The organism is Mycoplana rhizolycopersici, assembly GCF_013378445.1.
GTDB classification, from domain to species: Bacteria; Pseudomonadota; Alphaproteobacteria; order Rhizobiales; family Rhizobiaceae; genus Mycoplana; species Mycoplana rhizolycopersici.
This window is the reverse complement of sequence record NZ_JABXYK010000019.1, coordinates 15,107-31,136: the sequence shown is the minus strand read 5'-3', so window position 1 is coordinate 31,136 and position 16,030 is coordinate 15,107. Positions and strand designations below refer to the sequence as shown.

The window sequence follows — 16,030 nt, the reverse complement described above, 5'->3', positions numbered from 1 at the left end:
TAGGCGCAGCTTGTGGCAGGGCTGTGATGGCCGCGCATCCATCGCAGATGCACGCGTTTGACCGCGCCGAAGCCCCGACGGGCTTGCCACTCTAGCCGGGCAAGAGTGCAGGGAAATGTTCGACCACGCCTCTGACGCCGTGGACGCCTTCGGCTACGACCCGCGCCGCCTTGCGGCATTCAACCGTCTCCACCTTGCCCCAGAGATGTACCGTCCCGTCCACGACCGTGACGTCGATGCCCAACCCTTCGAGGCCGGTGTTCTCGCCGAGCCGGACTAGGATGCTTCGCCGGATCGCGTCGTCGCCGGTCTGCATCTCGTCCTGCTTGGCGGCCAGGATTGCCTCCAGGAGATCGGCGCGGCTGACGATGCCGACCAGTTGGCCGTCGCGCATCACCGGGATCCGCTTCACGCCGCGGTCCTGCATCATCATCGCGACGCGCGAGACCGAGGCGTCCTCGTCGATGGTGACCGGGTCGGCAGTCATCGCATCCCCGACCTTCCACGAACTGCGCTTTACATAGGCGCTTGCCCGCGTCTCGGCAGGGATCGCCGGATCGGCCGGTGTGCCGGCCACACCGCTGCAGAGCTCGGTGCGACGAATGAGATCACCCTCGGTGATGACGCCGACCACATGCCCCTCGTCGTCGACGACCGGGAGACCGCTTATGTGGTTGTCGAGCATGAGCCTTGCGGCCTGCCTGACACTGTTGTCGGGTGAAAGCCTGACGACGACCTTCGACATCACATCCTTGACGCGCATCTGTTCCAACTCCGGCAAAGCCCTGAAACCGTCACCAGTCTCAACCAAACTAAACCCGGCGGGAAGCTTCGACAACCGCTTCCTTCCGCCGCATCCGACCCGACGGCCACCTGTGGACGGTCAGGAGATCGGCCAGTCGGCTTGCCGTGCACCCACCGCGACAATTGTCGCAAAACCGATACATGCTGCCTCTAAAGGCTAGAACGACTCTAAACCGGGAGTCCGCGACAGCTATTGGAGACCGTCTTATGACCGAACATTTCTCTCAAAAGATCTTCCCGACGACGCAACTCGAGGAGGCGGACGGCGACGGACATAATCCGAGCCTGAATCCGACGATGGGCGAAATCATCGGCAAGCGGTTTTCGCGCCGCGGCTTCCTGCAGGGTTCCCTGGCTGTCTCCGCGATCGCAGCGACCGTCGGCCCCGTCGCGCTCATGAGCGCCGACAAGGCGCGTGCGGCCAGCGGTTCCGCCTTCTCGTTTACCGAAGTCGAAGCCGGCGTCGATGCGACACACCACGTGGCTGAGGGCTATGATGCCGATGTGCTCCTGCGCTGGGGCGATGCGCTTTTTACAGATTCTCCCGCGTTCGACCCGGTGGCGCAGACTGCCGCGGCACAGGAGCGCCAGTTCGGCTACAACAACGACTATGTCGGCTTCATTCCGCTTGAAGGCTCGTCCGAGCACGGGCTGCTCGTGGTCAACCACGAATACACCAATCCCCACCTGATGTTCCCCGGCCTCGTCACCATCGTCGACGGCAAGGTGAAACAGGGCGCATTGTCGAAGGATCAGGTCGACGTCGAGATGGCCGCCCACGGCGGCACTATCGTCGAGATCCGCAAGGTGAACGGCAAGTGGCAGGTGGTGCCGGAGGGCAAACTGAACCGCCGCATCACCGCCAACACCGAGATGCAGCTCACGGGCCCTGTCGCCGGCCACGACCGCGTCAAGACCGGCGCCGACGCCACCGGCCGGAAGGTCTTCGGCACGCTCAACAACTGTGCCGGCGGGGTTACCCCGTGGGGCACCTACATCATGGCGGAAGAGAACTTCCACGGCTACTTCTCCGGCGAACTGCCGGCCGATCACGCAGAAGCCAGCAACTACGAGCGCTACGGCGTTCCGGAAGGCGGCCACGAGTGGGCCAACTTCTACGATCGCTTCGACCTTGCCAAGGAACCGAACGAACCGAACCGCTTCGGCTGGATCGTCGAAGTGGACGTGATGGATCCGACGTCCGTGCCGAAGAAGCGCACCGCACTCGGCCGCACCAAGCACGAGGGGGCCGAATCGATCGTGGCTGCGAACGGCAAGGTCGTCTTCTACCTCGGCGACGACGAGCGCTTCGACTATGTCTACAAGTTCGTCACCGATGGCGCTTACAATCCCGACGACCGCGCCGCCAATATGGACCTGCTCGACGCCGGCACGCTCTATGTCGCAAAGTTCAACGAGGACGGCACCATGCAATGGCTGCCGATGGTGCATGGCGAAGGCCCGCTGACGGCCGAGAACGGATTTGCCAGCCAGGCCGACGTGCTGATCGAGACCCGCCGCGCTGGCGACCTGCTCGGCGCCACCAAGATGGATCGTCCGGAGGACGTCCAACCGAACGGGGTCAACGGCAGGGTCTACGTGATGCTGACCAACAACACCAAGCGCAAGGCCGACCAGGTCGACGCCGCCAATCCGCGCGCCGAAAACGCCTTCGGCCACATCATCGAGATCACGGAAGACGACGGCGACTTCACCGCCACTTCGGGCAAGTGGGAGGTTCTCCTGAAATGCGGCGATCCCTCCGTCGCAGAGGTCGGTGCCACCTTCTCCACCGCAACAACGAAGAACGGCTGGTTCGGCATGCCGGACAACTGTGCCATCGATGCTGCCGGCCGCCTCTGGGTGTCGACCGACGGCAACTCGAACAAGGCGACGGGTCGCGCAGACGGGCTCTGGGCGGTCGATACCGAGGGCGACGCGCGCGCGACCTCGAAGCTGTTCTTCCGCGTGCCGGTGGGAGCTGAAATGTGCGGCCCGCTGTTCACCCCGGATGACGAGACGGCCTTCGTCGCCGTGCAGCATCCGGCTGACGGTGGCGAGGACTGGGACGGCCACGGCCGCCCGTCCTACTACGAGGACCTCTCCACCCGCTGGCCGGACTTCAAGGACGACATGCCGGTCCGCCCGGCCGTCGTCGCCATCACCAAGATCGGCGGTGGCAAGATCGCCGTGTGATCGTTGTCCTCTGTCGTATCTGTCCCAGATTGGCCGGGCATCGTCCCGGCCAATCGCATTTTTCAGGAAGCCGGGATCAAATCCCCATCACGATCTATTGTGTCGTAGTTTCAGATCGATAGCGCACAGCATCCACGTGAAATTCACGGATCGACCATTCCCGGACCTGCGTTTTCGGCGTCACAGCCGCCACTTTTGCGCGCCGTAAAGATTGGATTCAGTCTTTTTTGGTAATTCTCCGTTAGCAATTATTCAGAGTGCTTCCGCGGCGGAATTGCCGCCATCCGTATTTGTTTTGCGTAACGGGTTCCCATGCGTCTTTCGGCTGTACCAGCAATCCTTCTCGTCGGCCTCGCGCTATCCGGCTGCTCGCGTTCGGGCGTCGATGATCTCCGGGCCGGTCTGACCTCGAAGGAGACGACGAGTTCCATCGTCCGTCCCGCGGCCCCCGTTCCGGCCAACGATGTCGGCGAAGCCGACACCGACCAGGCTGCCCCACATGAACTGGCTTGGGCAGGTCCCGTCCCGGACCAGGAACCCTTCAAGAACCTGACGCGCACCGCAGCGATGCCGACGCAACGCCCGCTGGAGGCAATCGCACCGGTCGAACCCGCCATCACCATCAAACCCGGCAAGCGCTCGCGCATCTATAACCAGCGCTTCCGCGATGCCAAGCCGATCAATTTCGGCAAGATCACCCCTCGACATCATGCAGTCCACGGCGTCGACGTATCGCGCTGGCAGGCCGACATCGACTGGGTGACGCTGCGAACCCAGGGCGCGAACTTTGCCTTCATCAAGGCCACCGACGGCGGCGACCATCTCGACCCGATGTTCAAGACGAACTGGCGCAAGGCGAAGGAAGCGGGCATCAAGCGTGGTGCCTATCACTTCTTCTACTGGTGCCGGACGGCAGGCGAACAGGCCGACTGGTTCATCCGCAACGTGCCCAAAGATCCCGACGCGCTGCCGCCGGTCATCGATGTGGAGTACAACGGCGAATCGAAGTGCAAGCGCCGGCTTTCCCGCGCCACCGTCGTGGAGAAGATGCAGGTCTTCATGGACAAGCTCGAGCGCCACTACGGCAAGCGCCCGATCATCTATACGGCCCCGGATTTCTATGCGGACAACCTGACGGGCGAGTTCAAGGACTATCCGTTCTGGCTTCGCTCGGTCGCAGCACACCCCTCCGTGCGTTATCCGAACCGCAAGTGGGTGTTCTGGCAGTATTCCGGCTCGGGCCTGTCGCAGGGTGTCGACGGCAAGATCGACCTGAACGTATTCCGCGGCAGCGAGGCGGACTGGCACAACTGGGTCGCAGGCCAATCGAGCTGACATTCGGTACGACAGCTTCGGCTGGAATGTTCTAGTCGAAATCTACGACCTCGTTGTTCAGCGGCAACTGGTTGATGTGCTCGCCGGACGTCGCCTTGACGATACTGGCGGGCTCGCCGCGCTGAATCGCCTCGTCGGAGCCGGGCGCCAGCTTGCCCTGGCTGGAAAACCGCTTGAAGACGAATGGTAGCCCGTTGGCGTCGAGCGGCGACGGCCCGTCCATGACATGAAAATGCAGGTGCGGCGCCGTAGAGTTTCCGGTATTGCCGAGCAGGCCGATCACCTCGCCCGTCTTGACGCGATCACCAAGCTTCACCTTTAGGCTGCCGCGCTGGAGATGGGCGTAGAAGGCATAGGCGCCGCCGCCGATATCAACCACCAACATGTTGCCGCCGATGTTTTCGGTGGTGATGCCCTTCGCATCCCCGCCGGGCACCTGCTCGTCCGCCTCGTCATAAAGATTGACGACGATGCCATCGGCCGCGGCCAGTACCGGCGCGCCGTAATAGGGATAGCTTTGCAGCTTCGAGACGTCGCCTTCGAACAGCCTGCCTTTGTCGTCGATCTTCACCCAGTCGATCGCAAAGCGCTCAGGCACGCGCAGCCGGCCATTGATCGACATGACGGCGCCGCGATGCGACGTTATCTCGTCGCAACAGCCGTTGACTGCGACCCAGCCAGCTCCCTTGAGCGGCGGCGCCACCGCCACGGCGGGCTTGCCGATACCGGTGCCGGCGCCGGTAAAGGTGAAGGTTTCCGGTATCGGGCTGTCCTTCGGCATGGGCTGGGCCTTGCCGTCCGCCCCCGCCGCCATCCGCTTGGCGGTGATCCGTGCGAACAGGTCCGACGGCAGGGGTGCGCCGACAGCAAAGCTGACATCCATGAAAACGGTCGCAGACCCCCCTGGAGGAATCTCCAACCCCGTTCCGGCATAGGGCGTGGTCATTTTCGAAAGCGCATCACCCTCCATCGATCCGAGCAAGCGCCTCTCTGCTTCGATGGCTTCCACCTTGTGAAGAGTGACGTATAAACGGCTCGGATTGACGACCAGAAGCTCATAGGCGAGATGCACCCTCTCGTCCGCACCTGTGACCGGATCGGGGGCGCTGAGCGGTCGCACCGCGATGGAGCTGAAAACCTCCTCCGCCTTCAAGGACTGGGCGTATAAAGGCTGTCCCGCAAGGATCGTGACGACCGCCGCGAGCACGGGCGAAAGAATGCGCATGGACTTCTCCGCTTTCAGGTCGCTGGACGTAGCGGGCATTTTCGGGCCGCCCCATACGCGCGAGCCTGCCACATCGCCACAACGGCGACTAGCGGCCAGATTTCGCCACAAGGGACCAGACATCCCAGACCAGCTAGAGTATGAAGTCGGTCTCCTTCAGGTTCAGGATGCCTTCCAGCACGATCGCGAAGTCCGCCTTCCGGTCGCCATTCACGTCGGCGGTGACCAGCGTATCGCCGTTCTTGTGCTCGTAGCGCAGTTCCCCGGCCTTCTTGTCGAAGGCCTCCTTGCCGATGAAGACGAACGCGTTGTTGCCGGCAGCACCGATCTTCGCATCGATCAGCTTCAGGTCCATCTTGTCCTGTCCGCGGGTGAAGTCAGAGATCTTGTCGCGCCCTTCCGATTTCACCGTCGAGTCGCCGATCGCACGGAAGACAAACGTGTCCCGTCCGGGACCCCCTCCCATCTTGTCGTGACCGGCACCGCCGATGAGGGTGTCGTTTCCGGCACCGCCGAACAGCTTGTCATTGCCGGTCCCGCCATCCACCTTGTCTTTGCCCGAGCCGCCGTCCATCCGGTCCTTGCCGGTCCCGCCAAGCAGCGTGTCGTTGCCGCCATAGCCGTAGATTCGGTCATTGCCGCTGCCGCCGGAAAGATAGTTGTTGGCCGCATTGCCGTTGATGACCTCGTGGATGTCGTCGTCGTTGGCGATCGTCGCACGGCCTGCCGTGATCACATTCTTGACGATGCCTCCCGCAGGCGCCGTGACAAGGAGAGAAAAGGTCTCGTCGCCCTCCAGTCGCTCGTCCTCGACGAGATCGACGGTAACGGCCGCCACGCTCTGTCCGGCCAGAATTGTCACGTTGCCCTTCTTGCCGACATAGTCGCTGCCATTTTTGGCGGTGATGTCAGCGGTCCTGAATGCGAAGGTGAGGTTCTTGTCATAGGCTTGCGAGAGATGGATTTCGAACACGGCTTTCCGATCGCCGTTGTCGCCCTCGTACACCGTCGGGCTGGAAACGAAGGCCGAGAGATTGCTGCCCGTGCCGTTATTGTCCTGGACGACGCCGAGCACCCTTTCGATCTTGTGATTGCCGGCAAAGCGCGCATTCGTCGCGCTGGACAGTTCCAGCCAGACCGACTCATCCACCTCATCCAGGTAATCCTGCCGTACGCGCACGGAAACGAAACCGACGCGGCTGCCGGCCGCAATCACCAGCGTTCCCGTTTCCGGCGCGAAATCGCGGCTGTTAGTAGGCGCGTCGGCGGCTGAACCGACAAGTGTGCGATAGTCGATGCGAACCTCCTCGTCGGTCGCGCGTGACAGGACGACGCGGAACTGCATGGTCCCGCCTTCCGTCTGGTCCGCCCGCTCGACCGAGATGACCGGCTGCGACTTGCTGGTATCGTCATCGAGTATGGACGCCACGCCGCTGCTGCCGGAAAAGCCGTTCTTGATGGCGCTGTTCGGGGTTACCAGCAGCGAGAAGAACTCGTTGATCTCCTGCACCGTGTCCTCGACAAGATCGATGGCGATCGTTGCCGTCGTTTCGCCGGCGCCGATCTTCACCGTCCCCTGCTTGGCCAGGTAGTCGCTACCGGCACGCGCAGATCCGTCAACGGTCCTGTAGCTGAAGGTCATATCGCTTGCCTGCGCCTCGGATATGTGCACCTCGAAGATCGCCTTCCTGTTTCCGCCATGCCCCTCGACCACCGTCGGGCTGGACACGAAGAGCGCGAGGTTCGAGCCTGTTCCATCGTTATCTTTGGCCACCCCGAGCGTGCGCAAGACCGCCGGGTTTCCGGCAAATGCGGCACCTTTCGGATTGAACAGCTCGAGCCAGAGGGATTCGTCGGTCTCGTCCTCGTAATCGTGCCGCACCCGCACCAAGATCTCCGCTTCCGTCTGGCCGGCCGGAATGACGAGCGCGTCGAGGCCGTAGAGCGACGGCACGCCGCGCGAAACCGTATAGTCCTGCGCATTCAGCGGCGCGTTCCGGGCCGTCCCTTCGATTGCGCGATAGTCGATGCGAACTTCGTCGCTGGTCGGTGCGCTCAGGCGCACCACGAAGCGGGCATAGCCATTCTCCAGGCTTTCGGCGCGCGCAATGCTAATCGTGGGAACAGCCATTTCTTCTCTCCATGAACAATCGAGTAGAGGCGAATTCGCCGACCGGGCACGCACAGGCGCACCTCGTTCAGCAACTCAGCCAGACGAGCCCATTGCAGGATTTGTATATTAGCACATGCTTTATCACGAAGATGAAGAGCGCGGGATAGCTCTTCTTATCTAGTCTGCCAGGAATTCTGATAAGTCTTTGGCGGGCGTTCGACTTTTCTAGCTTCGACCTTCTGGAACTTTGGCCATTTCGGACACACTATATCCCGGGCGAGGTATGTTTCGTTTGCGCGAGGTGCTGCCATGCCGCTGACTGCAAGATTGCTCTGCGTCGCCTTGGTCCTGTCGTTTGCGGCACCGGCGCTTGCCGACGAGCGCGCCTTCCTGCATTCGCTCGCGGGAAACTGGAGTGGTAAGGGTACGGTCATCATGCGGATCGGCACGCCGGCGATCAGCGTCAATTGCCGTTTGCGTTCAACCGCCGGCGTTGCGTCGGTCTCGATGAAGGCGACCTGTCGCGGTATGCTCGTGGTCAATCGAACGATTTCGGCCGACCTCACGGCCCGCGGCAATCGCTACGTCGGCATCTATGTCGGACCGGCCGGCGGGCGATCGACGCTGTCGGGACGCCGCAAGGGCGATGCGATCGATCTTGCGGTCCGCTGGAACAAGATCGTCAACGGGGATCGCGCAGCCGAAATGATCATCGAAAAGGTCGGTGCAAGCGGCCTCAGGCTACGAACAATCGATCGCGATCCTTCCACCGGCAAGACGGTGACGACGAGCGACATCGCGCTCAACCGTGGCTGACTTCAACCACCCGTTTTCAGCCTGCCAACTTCACGCTGGAACCCTGTCCATTTTCGCTGGCTGCCCTATGATTGAGATCGAGGCCGGGACGTGACACGCTGCATGCATTGCGGGCGTCGCGCAGTTGCCGTCCCGCCTCGCGATGAAAACAGGGTCCGAAGGAAGTCCGCATGAGCCGCAGTCCTTACGAAGTCCTCGAGGTGAGCAAGAACGCGACCCAGAAGGACATTCAGAGCGCCTACAGGAAACTCGCCAAGAAGCTGCATCCAGACCTCAACCCCGGCGACAAGCAAGCCGAAGAGAAGTTCAAGGCCGTGTCTGCGGCCTATGCGCTGCTCGGCGACGAGGACAAGCGAGGGAAATACGACCGCGGCGAGATCGACGAAACCGGCGCGGAGACGCCGCCGCGGCAGTACTACCGTGACTACGCATCGGCGGGCGATACCGCAGGTCGATATGAAAGCACGCACAGCTTCTCCGATTTCGGCGACGCCGACGACATCTTTTCCAGCTTCTTCTCGCAACGCGGGCGCCGTCAGCAGAGCGGCCGCGGCCGCGACACGCATTTTTCGATGGAGATCGATTTTCTGGAGGCGGCGAACGGGGCTAAAAAGCAGATCAGCCTGCCGGACGGGCCACCACTCGACCTCACCATCCCGCCAGGCACGCGCGACGGCCAGACGCTGCGGCTTCGCGGCAAGGGTGAACCAGGCTTCAACGACGGACCGGCAGGCGACGCTCTCATCGAGATCAGCGTCTTGCCGCATCCGTTCTACAGGCAGGACGGCGACGACGTGCGATACGAGGTTCCGATCTCGCTGAGCGAAGCCGTACTCGGCGGCAAAATTCGCGTGCCGACACTCGACGGCGCCGTCAACGTGACGATTCCCGCAAATTCTAACACCGGCAAGACGCTGCGCCTGAAGGGCAAGGGACTGCACAGGAAGGCCGGCGGACACGGCGACGCCTATGTCACACTGCAGGTGGTGCTGCCACAAGTGCCCGATCCGGAACTGACCGCGTTCGCCGAAAGCTGGGAGACCGGCAAGGCGCACAACCCGCGCCGGCACATGGGAGGCTGACATGAAGGACACCGAACTCTGCCGTTCCCTCGAAATCGAGATCTCCGTCCTCGAACTCTGGGTCGAACACCGCTGGCTGGTCCCGGAAGAGCAAGAGGGCACCCGCACCTTCCATGATGCCGACCTGGCGCGTGCACGGCTTATCCAGGACCTCGTCGGGCCAATGGGCGTCAACGAGGACGGCGTCGACATCGCCATGCAACTGCTGGATCAGATCCACGGCCTGCGCAGCAAGCTCGGCATTCTCATGAACGCAATCCGCAGCCAGGACGAAGACATTCAACGCCGCATCCTGGCGCTGCTCGACAAGGATCCATCCGCCTGACTGACCCCATCCTAATCATACGGGAGAACGCACATGGCAAAGACCGACCCCGGCAAAAAGCCCGCCCCCAAGGGCGGGACCATGCCCCCCAACGACAAGAAAAAGGCAAAGGAAGACGAATATCTGGACGAGGCTCTGGAAGAGACTTTTCCGGCGAGCGACCCGATCGCTCCCCCTCGCTTCGACGACAGCAAGAATTGACGGCCGACGCCGAGCTCGTGCCGCCGCCAACCCGGCGGCGGCCTGTTTGCTGCATCGGCCCATTGCCGCGGCTGCCAACCGATCCTTAACCGCTGAAGCCTATATTAGCGCCCTGCAATGACAGCGCAGGATCGCAATGACACAGATCAGCTTCCCCTACACCCACTACGATCTCCAGGACATCCGCGAGGGTGTTGTCATCGAGATCACGCTTTCGGCCATTGCCAATGTCAGGCTGATGACGCATGCCGATTTCGACCTGTTCAAGAACGCCAGAAAGCACAAGTTCGTCGGCGGCGTCGCGAAAAAGTCGCCCATCCGCCTGAAGATCCCGAAGGATGCGCACTGGCACGTGGTCATCGACATGGAGGGCCACAAGGGCACGGTGGAATCGTCCATCCGCGTCGTGCCGAAGCCGAAGGCACCAGCCGGTCCGCGATTCTCCCCGCCCGCCCGGCAGTCCGCCCAACGCTGAGATCTGAAAACCGGGCCGACGGCATTTCCTGGCGGCTCAGCCGTTGCGCTCGCGCCTCAGCTTGGCCCACCAGTCCAGCCGCTTGCGGATATCGCGCTCGAAGCCGCGCTCCGGCGGATCGTAGAAGGTCTGCCTTCCCATCTTCTCGGGGAAATAGTCCTGCCCGGAAAAGGCATCCGGCTCGTCGTGGTCGTAGCGATAGCCTTCGTTGTAGCCCTCGCTCTTCATCAGCTTCGTGGGAGCGTTCAGGATGTGCTTGGGCGGAAGCAGCGAGCCGTTTTCCTTCGCCGCGCGGGTGGCGGCCTTGTAGGCAGTGTAGACGGCGTTCGATTTCGGCGCGGTGGCGATGTAGACGCAGGCCTGCGCGAGCGCCAGTTCCCCCTCCGGCGAGCCCAGGAAATCATAGGCGTCCTTTGCCGCATTGCAGATCACCAGCGCCTGCGGATCGGCAAGCCCGATGTCCTCCACCGCCATGCGCACCAGCCGCCTGCCGATGAACAACGGATCCTCGCCGGCATCCAGCATCCGGCAGAGATAGTAGAGGGCTGCATCCGGGTCCGAGCCGCGCACCGACTTGTGCAGCGCCGAAATAAGATTGTAGTGGCCGTCCTGGGCCTTGTCGTAGACCGGCGCCCGGCGCTGGACGATGCCAAACAGCGCGTCCTGGCCGAAGGTCTCGCCCGGGCGTGCCGCCCGCCAGACCTCCTCGGCAAGGGTCAGCACGGCGCGACCGTCACCATCGGCCATGCGGACCAGTGCGGCGCGGGCATCTGCGTCCAGCGGAAGCGGCTTTTCCTCGGCCGCCTCGGCACGCTTCAGCAGTTCCTCGAGACTCGTTTCGTCGTGCGACTTGAAGGTCAGCACGCGCGCCCGCGACAGAAGTGCGGCATTCAGTTCGAAGGAGGGATTTTCGGTCGTCGCGCCGACGAGAATGATCGTGCCGTCCTCCATCACCGGGAGGAAACTATCCTGCTGCGCACGGTTGAAGCGATGGATCTCATCGACGAAAAGCAGTGTCTGGCGACCGCCCATACGACGCTGGCGAGCGGCGTCGAATACCTTCTTGAGGTCCGCCACGCCGGAAAAGATCGCCGAAATCTGTTCGAAGGCGAGCCCCGTCTCGCCGGAAAGAAGCCTTGCCACGGTCGTCTTGCCCGTACCGGGCGGCCCCCAGAAGATCATCGAGCCGAGGGAGCCCGACGCGATCATGCGCGACAGCACCCCGTCCTCGCCGGTCAGGTGCTCCTGCCCCGCCACCTCCCTGAGCGACTGCGGGCGCAGCCGATCGGCCAGCGGCCGCTTGGTCGCCATCCCTGCCGGTTCGGACGGGGTAAAGAGATCATTCATCGGAAGAACTGCCGGATACGCTGGCCGTCCCGCTCGATCTCGACCCGCCAGACCGAGGGATCTTCGGAAACGAGACCTTCCAGAACCTCGGTCGAGGCGACGGAGGTGCCGTTGAGCTCGATAATGATGTCGCGCGGCTGCAGGCCGATGCGGGCGGCAGCCGAACCGCGGTTGACATCGGTGACGACCACCCCGACCGAGCCTGCCGGCATGCGCAGTTCGTCTGCGACGCGCGGCGAGAGATTGGCGACGACTGCGCCGGAGAACGGATTGCGGCCCTCGATCAGCCTTTCGTCGCGCGGCGTGGTTTCCGGCGGACGGTCGAGCGCGATCGTCAGATGTTCCTCCTTGCCGCCGTCGCTGACCGTCAGCTTCGCCGTTCCGCCGATGCCGACCGTCGCGAGGCGATAGCCGAGTGCATCGGGATGCTCGACGGCGATGCCGTTCACCGCAAGTACGACATCGCCCGGCTTCAGCCCGGCCTTCTCCGCAGGGCTCCCCGTAAGAACCTTAGAGACGAGCGCGCCGCGGGCCTTGTGCAGGCCAAGCGCCTCGGCCACGTCGGAAGTGACGGCATCGAAGGTCGCGCCAACGAAGGGCCGGTCGAAGGTGGTGTTGCCGCCGATGGCGCTTGCGACGAAGACCTTCACGAGATTGGCCGGAATCGCGAAGCCCACCCCGTTGGATCCGCCGCCGCGGGAGAAGATCGCTGTGTTGATGCCGATCAGTTCGCCCTTCATGTCGATCAGGCCGCCGCCGGAATTGCCGGGGTTGATCGAGGCGTCGGTCTGGATGAAGAAGCCGAAATCACCGGCCTTGACCTGGTTGCGCGCCAATGCCGAGACAATGCCGCTCGTGACCGTCTGGCCGACGCCGAACGGATTGCCGATCGCAAGCACGAGATCGCCGACCTCGACGGCGTCGCTGTCGCCGAGCGGCAGCGCGTCGAACGTCTCCTTGGCCTGGATCTTCAGGACGGCGAGATCGACGCGGTCGTCCTTGAGCAGCACCTTGCAGGGATATTCGCGGCCGTCGCTGAGGGCGACCTTGATGTCGTCCGCGCCCTCGATCACATGGTTGTTGGTCACCACGATCCCGTCCTTGCCGACGATCACGCCGGAACCGAGCGAGGATTGCTTCTGCGTCCTGTTCGGCATGCGTTGGCCGAAGAACTCTTCGAAGAAGGGATCGTTGAACAGCGAGCGACGCTCGACGACGCGCTCGGCATAGACGTTCACCGTCGCATTCGCAGTCTTCTTCACGAGCGGCGCGAAGGAAAGCTGCATCTCCATCTGCGAGGCAGGGACGGTCTTGTCCTGGGCGATAGCGGGTGAGAAGGCAGTGAGCAGGAGGAGTGTTGCGGTCGCGAGGCCTTGGCCGAATTTCATAAAAGATTCTCCCTTTCGTTGCCGCCACGTTCAGATAAGATTTCGCACGAAAAAAGGCAAATGCGCCAACGGTCGCGGGTGCAAATGCCACTCACGGCCGGCACACGAAATTGTGCTCGGCGACGCGGGGGTCGCGACTGTAACTTTGGCGTCATTCCTTACGTACATACACGGTGACTGCACTTGTCAAAGGAACTCACCAATGGCTGCCTATCACCCGCCGAAGATCGCGTCGCATGAAATCACACCGGAAAGCCTGTTCATGAGCAGGCGCGCCTTCATGGGCGCGGCAGCAGGCAGCTTGCTGCTGACATCATCCGCCGGGGCGATTGCAGCCGATCTCAAGGCATCACCGTCGCCGTTCAAGGTCGGCGAACCGCTCACGCCGGAAAAGGACGTCACGAACTACAACAACTTCTATGAGTTCGGGATGGGAAAAGGCGACCCGGCAGCGAACAGCGGCGACTTCAAGCCGTCTCCCTGGACCATCAAGGTCGATGGCATGGTCGCCAAGCCGAAGGAATTCGGCCTCGATGAACTGATGGCCATGCCACTGGAGGAACGGACCTACCGCATGCGCTGCGTCGAGGCATGGTCGATGGTGATCCCGTGGATCGGTTTTCCGCTGGCAGGCCTGCTCGACAAGGTGGAGCCGCTCGGCAGCGCCAAATATGTGGCTTTCGAGACAGTGGTCAGGCCGGAGCAGATGCCCGGCCAGTCCGGCTACTTCCAGCCGCTTGCCTGGCCCTATGTCGAGGGACTGCGGCTCGACGAGGCGCGCCATCCGCTGACGATCCTGTCCGTCGGTCTCTACGGCAAGACGCTGCCGAACCAGAACGGAGCGCCGGTGCGGCTGGTCGTCCCCTGGAAATATGGCTTCAAGGGCATCAAATCGATCGTGAAGATCACGCTGACGGAGAAGGAACCGCCGACGACCTGGAACCGCTCCGCTCCCAACGAATACGGCTTCTACGCCAATGTGAACCCGGCCGTCGACCATCCGCGCTGGAGCCAGGCGACCGAGAACCGCATCGGCGAAGGCGGCTTCTTCGGCGGCAGCCGGCGCAACACGCTCCCCTTCAACGGCTATGCCGAAGAGGTTGCCGGCCTCTATGCCGGCATGGACCTCGTGAAGAACTTCTGATGATGATCGCGCTGCCTTCCCTGCCCCGCAAGTATCACAGCGCCTCTGTCTGGGCGCTTTACATCGTGGGCTTCATCCCCGCTGTCTCCGCCTTCTATCTCGGCGCGACCGGACAGTTGCCGGGCAACGCCATCAAGGAGTTCGAGCACCTGCTCGGCATCTGGGCCCTGCGCTTCCTGATCGCCACGCTCTGCATCACCCCGATCCGCGATCTCTTCGGCATCAACTGGATGCGCTATCGCCGGGCCCTCGGGCTTCTGGCCTTCTGGTACGTGGTCATGCACTTTTCCACCTACATGATCCTCGACAAGTATCTGGACTTTGCCTCGATCATCGCCGACATCGCCAAGCGCCCGTTCATCACGATCGGCATGGCCGGCTTCGTCATGCTAGTTCCGCTGGCGCTGACGTCGAACAACTGGTCGATCCGCCGGCTCGGGCCGCGCTGGAACAGGCTGCACAAGCTCGTCTACGTCATCGCGGCGGCCGGCGCGCTGCACTTTACCATGTCGGTGAAGGTCGTGGGGCCGGAGCAAATGATCTATATCGCGTTGGTTGCAGCACTGCTCGTCTGGCGGCTGTTGCGCTCGCGGTACAATCAGTGGCGGCGCGAACGCGCGCGGCCGAGCTACGGCGCCGCGCAATAGGACGCCGGAGCTGGTTGTGACGATCGGTTGCGTCAACGTTCGCCCTCACCCGGCTGACGGGGCGAAAACTGCCCCTCATCCGCCTACCGGCACCTTCTCCCCGCGAGCGTGGAGAAGGACACATGCCGAGACGCTTCCGCCATCCTCTGCTCCAACGTAAGCCACGTCCCCTCTCCCCGCCTGCGGGGAGAGGGTCAGGGTGAGGGGCTGTGTCCGCCCGACGCGGCAATGAGGGCGACGCTCCCGCGTTCTATTCCCGGCGCAATGCGCTCGGCTTTCCGGCGTATCGCAAACAGGAAAAAGGCCGGGCGCTTTCGCACCCGGCCTCTTCCATTCATTCCGTTGCCCGAAAATCAGGCGGCTTCGGCAGCAGCCTCGGCTTCGACGCGGGCCTTGTCGGCGGCGCCCTTGGCGGCGACGTCACGGTCGACGAACTCGATGACGGCCAGCGGGGCGTTGTCGCCCGTGCGGTAGCCAGCCTTCATGATGCGCAGGTAGCCGCCGTTGCGGGTGGCGTAGCGCGAGGCGATCGCGTCGAACAGCTTGGAGACGACGGCGGCGTCGCGGATCTGCGAGATCGCCTGGCGGCGAGCGTGCAGGTCGCCGCGCTTGCCGAGGGTGACGAGCTTTTCTACGATCGGGCGAATTTCCTTCGCCTTCGGCAGGGTGGTGACGATCTGCTCATGGGTGATGAGCGAAGCAGCCATGTTGGCGAACATCGCCTTGCGGTGGCTGGCGGTACGGTTCAGCTTGCGGCCGGCTTTCTGGTGGCGCATTGCTATTCTCCTTCAATGCAGGGCTCCCGATCTCTCATCGGTCCTGCCGTTTCCTGGCACATACAGGCGACCTGCCTGCTGTCTGACGGGGAAAGGCAGTGGCATTACCCTGCCTTCGGTTGCTTTCAATCGGCGCGACGTGCGAGCGGCAAGACC

The 16,030-nt window shown here is 62.9% G+C and carries 15 protein-coding genes; 9 read left to right on the top strand and 6 right to left on the bottom strand.

Features of this window, described 5'->3' with window-relative positions; translation table 11 throughout:
- Positions 1 to 91: 91 nt before the first annotated feature.
- Positions 92 to 763, bottom strand: coding sequence for a CBS domain-containing protein (locus HV823_RS22515; RefSeq protein WP_176951924.1), 672 nt, complete (start codon positions 761 to 763; stop codon positions 92 to 94).
- A gap of 248 nt (positions 764 to 1,011) precedes the next feature.
- Here HV823_RS22515 and HV823_RS22510 point away from each other — a divergent pair, with 248 nt between their 5' ends.
- Both HV823_RS22510 and HV823_RS22505 read left to right on the top strand, forming a co-directional pair.
- The gene (locus HV823_RS22510) at positions 1,012 to 3,000 is read left to right on the top strand and encodes a PhoX family protein (RefSeq protein ID WP_176951923.1); all 1,989 of its coding nucleotides are present in this window, start codon (positions 1,012 to 1,014) and stop codon (positions 2,998 to 3,000) included.
- A gap of 312 nt (positions 3,001 to 3,312) precedes the next feature.
- Positions 3,313 to 4,335: a glycoside hydrolase family 25 protein gene (locus tag HV823_RS22505; protein ID WP_176951922.1), complete on the top strand. Its 1,023-nt coding sequence runs from the start codon at positions 3,313 to 3,315 to the stop codon at positions 4,333 to 4,335.
- Positions 4,336 to 4,366: 31 nt separating this feature from the next.
- Here the strand turns inward: HV823_RS22505 and HV823_RS27110 are convergent, their stop codons facing one another.
- Together HV823_RS27110 and HV823_RS22495 are read right to left on the bottom strand one after the other, a co-directional pair.
- Positions 4,367 to 5,560 (bottom strand): M23 family metallopeptidase, encoded by a 1,194-nt coding sequence (locus tag HV823_RS27110; protein ID WP_176951921.1) that lies wholly within the window; start codon positions 5,558 to 5,560, stop codon positions 4,367 to 4,369.
- 133 nt (positions 5,561 to 5,693) lie between these two features.
- Complete coding sequence (locus HV823_RS22495) at positions 5,694 to 7,691, bottom strand: Calx-beta domain-containing protein (RefSeq protein WP_176951920.1); 1,998 nt, start codon at positions 7,689 to 7,691, stop codon at positions 5,694 to 5,696.
- A gap of 291 nt (positions 7,692 to 7,982) precedes the next feature.
- Here HV823_RS22495 and HV823_RS22490 point away from each other — a divergent pair, with 291 nt between their 5' ends.
- The 5 genes from HV823_RS22490 to HV823_RS22470 all read left to right on the top strand — a co-directional run bounded on the left by HV823_RS22490 (position 7,983) and on the right by HV823_RS22470 (position 10,572).
- Positions 7,983 to 8,489 carry a hypothetical protein gene (locus HV823_RS22490; RefSeq protein WP_176951919.1) on the top strand — a complete coding sequence of 169 codons (507 nt, stop codon included), beginning with the start codon at positions 7,983 to 7,985 and terminating at the stop codon, positions 8,487 to 8,489.
- A 170-nt stretch (positions 8,490 to 8,659) separates the two neighbouring features.
- The gene (locus tag HV823_RS22485) at positions 8,660 to 9,571 is read left to right on the top strand and encodes a DnaJ C-terminal domain-containing protein (protein ID WP_176951918.1); all 912 of its coding nucleotides are present in this window, start codon (positions 8,660 to 8,662) and stop codon (positions 9,569 to 9,571) included.
- Position 9,572: 1 nt separating this feature from the next.
- Positions 9,573 to 9,896 carry a chaperone modulator CbpM gene (locus HV823_RS22480; protein WP_176951917.1) on the top strand — a complete coding sequence of 108 codons (324 nt, stop codon included), beginning with the start codon at positions 9,573 to 9,575 and terminating at the stop codon, positions 9,894 to 9,896.
- Between the two features lie 33 nt (positions 9,897 to 9,929).
- A complete protein-coding gene (locus HV823_RS22475; protein ID WP_176951916.1) occupies positions 9,930 to 10,097 on the top strand; it encodes a hypothetical protein in 168 nt (55 codons plus the stop codon).
- A 136-nt stretch (positions 10,098 to 10,233) separates the two neighbouring features.
- The gene (locus tag HV823_RS22470; RefSeq protein WP_176951915.1) at positions 10,234 to 10,572 is read left to right on the top strand and encodes a DUF1883 domain-containing protein; all 339 of its coding nucleotides are present in this window, start codon (positions 10,234 to 10,236) and stop codon (positions 10,570 to 10,572) included.
- 36 nt (positions 10,573 to 10,608) lie between these two features.
- Here the strand turns inward: HV823_RS22470 and HV823_RS22465 are convergent, their stop codons facing one another.
- Entirely contained in the window at positions 10,609 to 11,919 is a 1,311-nt protein-coding gene (locus tag HV823_RS22465) for a replication-associated recombination protein A (protein WP_176951914.1), read from the bottom strand.
- Complete coding sequence (locus tag HV823_RS22460) at positions 11,916 to 13,307, bottom strand: DegQ family serine endoprotease (RefSeq protein WP_176951913.1); 1,392 nt, start codon at positions 13,305 to 13,307, stop codon at positions 11,916 to 11,918. The genes HV823_RS22465 and HV823_RS22460 overlap by 4 nt, the downstream gene beginning before the upstream one ends.
- Before the next feature lie 202 nt (positions 13,308 to 13,509).
- On the opposite strand from HV823_RS22460, the gene msrP reads away from it, so the two are divergent.
- Both msrP and msrQ read left to right on the top strand, forming a co-directional pair.
- Positions 13,510 to 14,451: a protein-methionine-sulfoxide reductase catalytic subunit MsrP gene (gene msrP, locus HV823_RS22455; protein ID WP_176951912.1), complete on the top strand. Its 942-nt coding sequence runs from the start codon at positions 13,510 to 13,512 to the stop codon at positions 14,449 to 14,451.
- 2 nt (positions 14,452 to 14,453) lie between these two features.
- The gene (msrQ, locus tag HV823_RS22450) at positions 14,454 to 15,098 is read left to right on the top strand and encodes a protein-methionine-sulfoxide reductase heme-binding subunit MsrQ (protein ID WP_176951966.1); all 645 of its coding nucleotides are present in this window, start codon (positions 14,454 to 14,456) and stop codon (positions 15,096 to 15,098) included.
- Positions 15,099 to 15,451: 353 nt separating this feature from the next.
- Here msrQ and rplQ read toward each other — a convergent pair whose 3' ends face one another.
- Positions 15,452 to 15,874 carry a 50S ribosomal protein L17 gene (rplQ, locus tag HV823_RS22445; RefSeq protein ID WP_176951911.1) on the bottom strand — a complete coding sequence of 141 codons (423 nt, stop codon included), beginning with the start codon at positions 15,872 to 15,874 and terminating at the stop codon, positions 15,452 to 15,454.
- Positions 15,875 to 16,030: the final 156 nt, after the last annotated feature.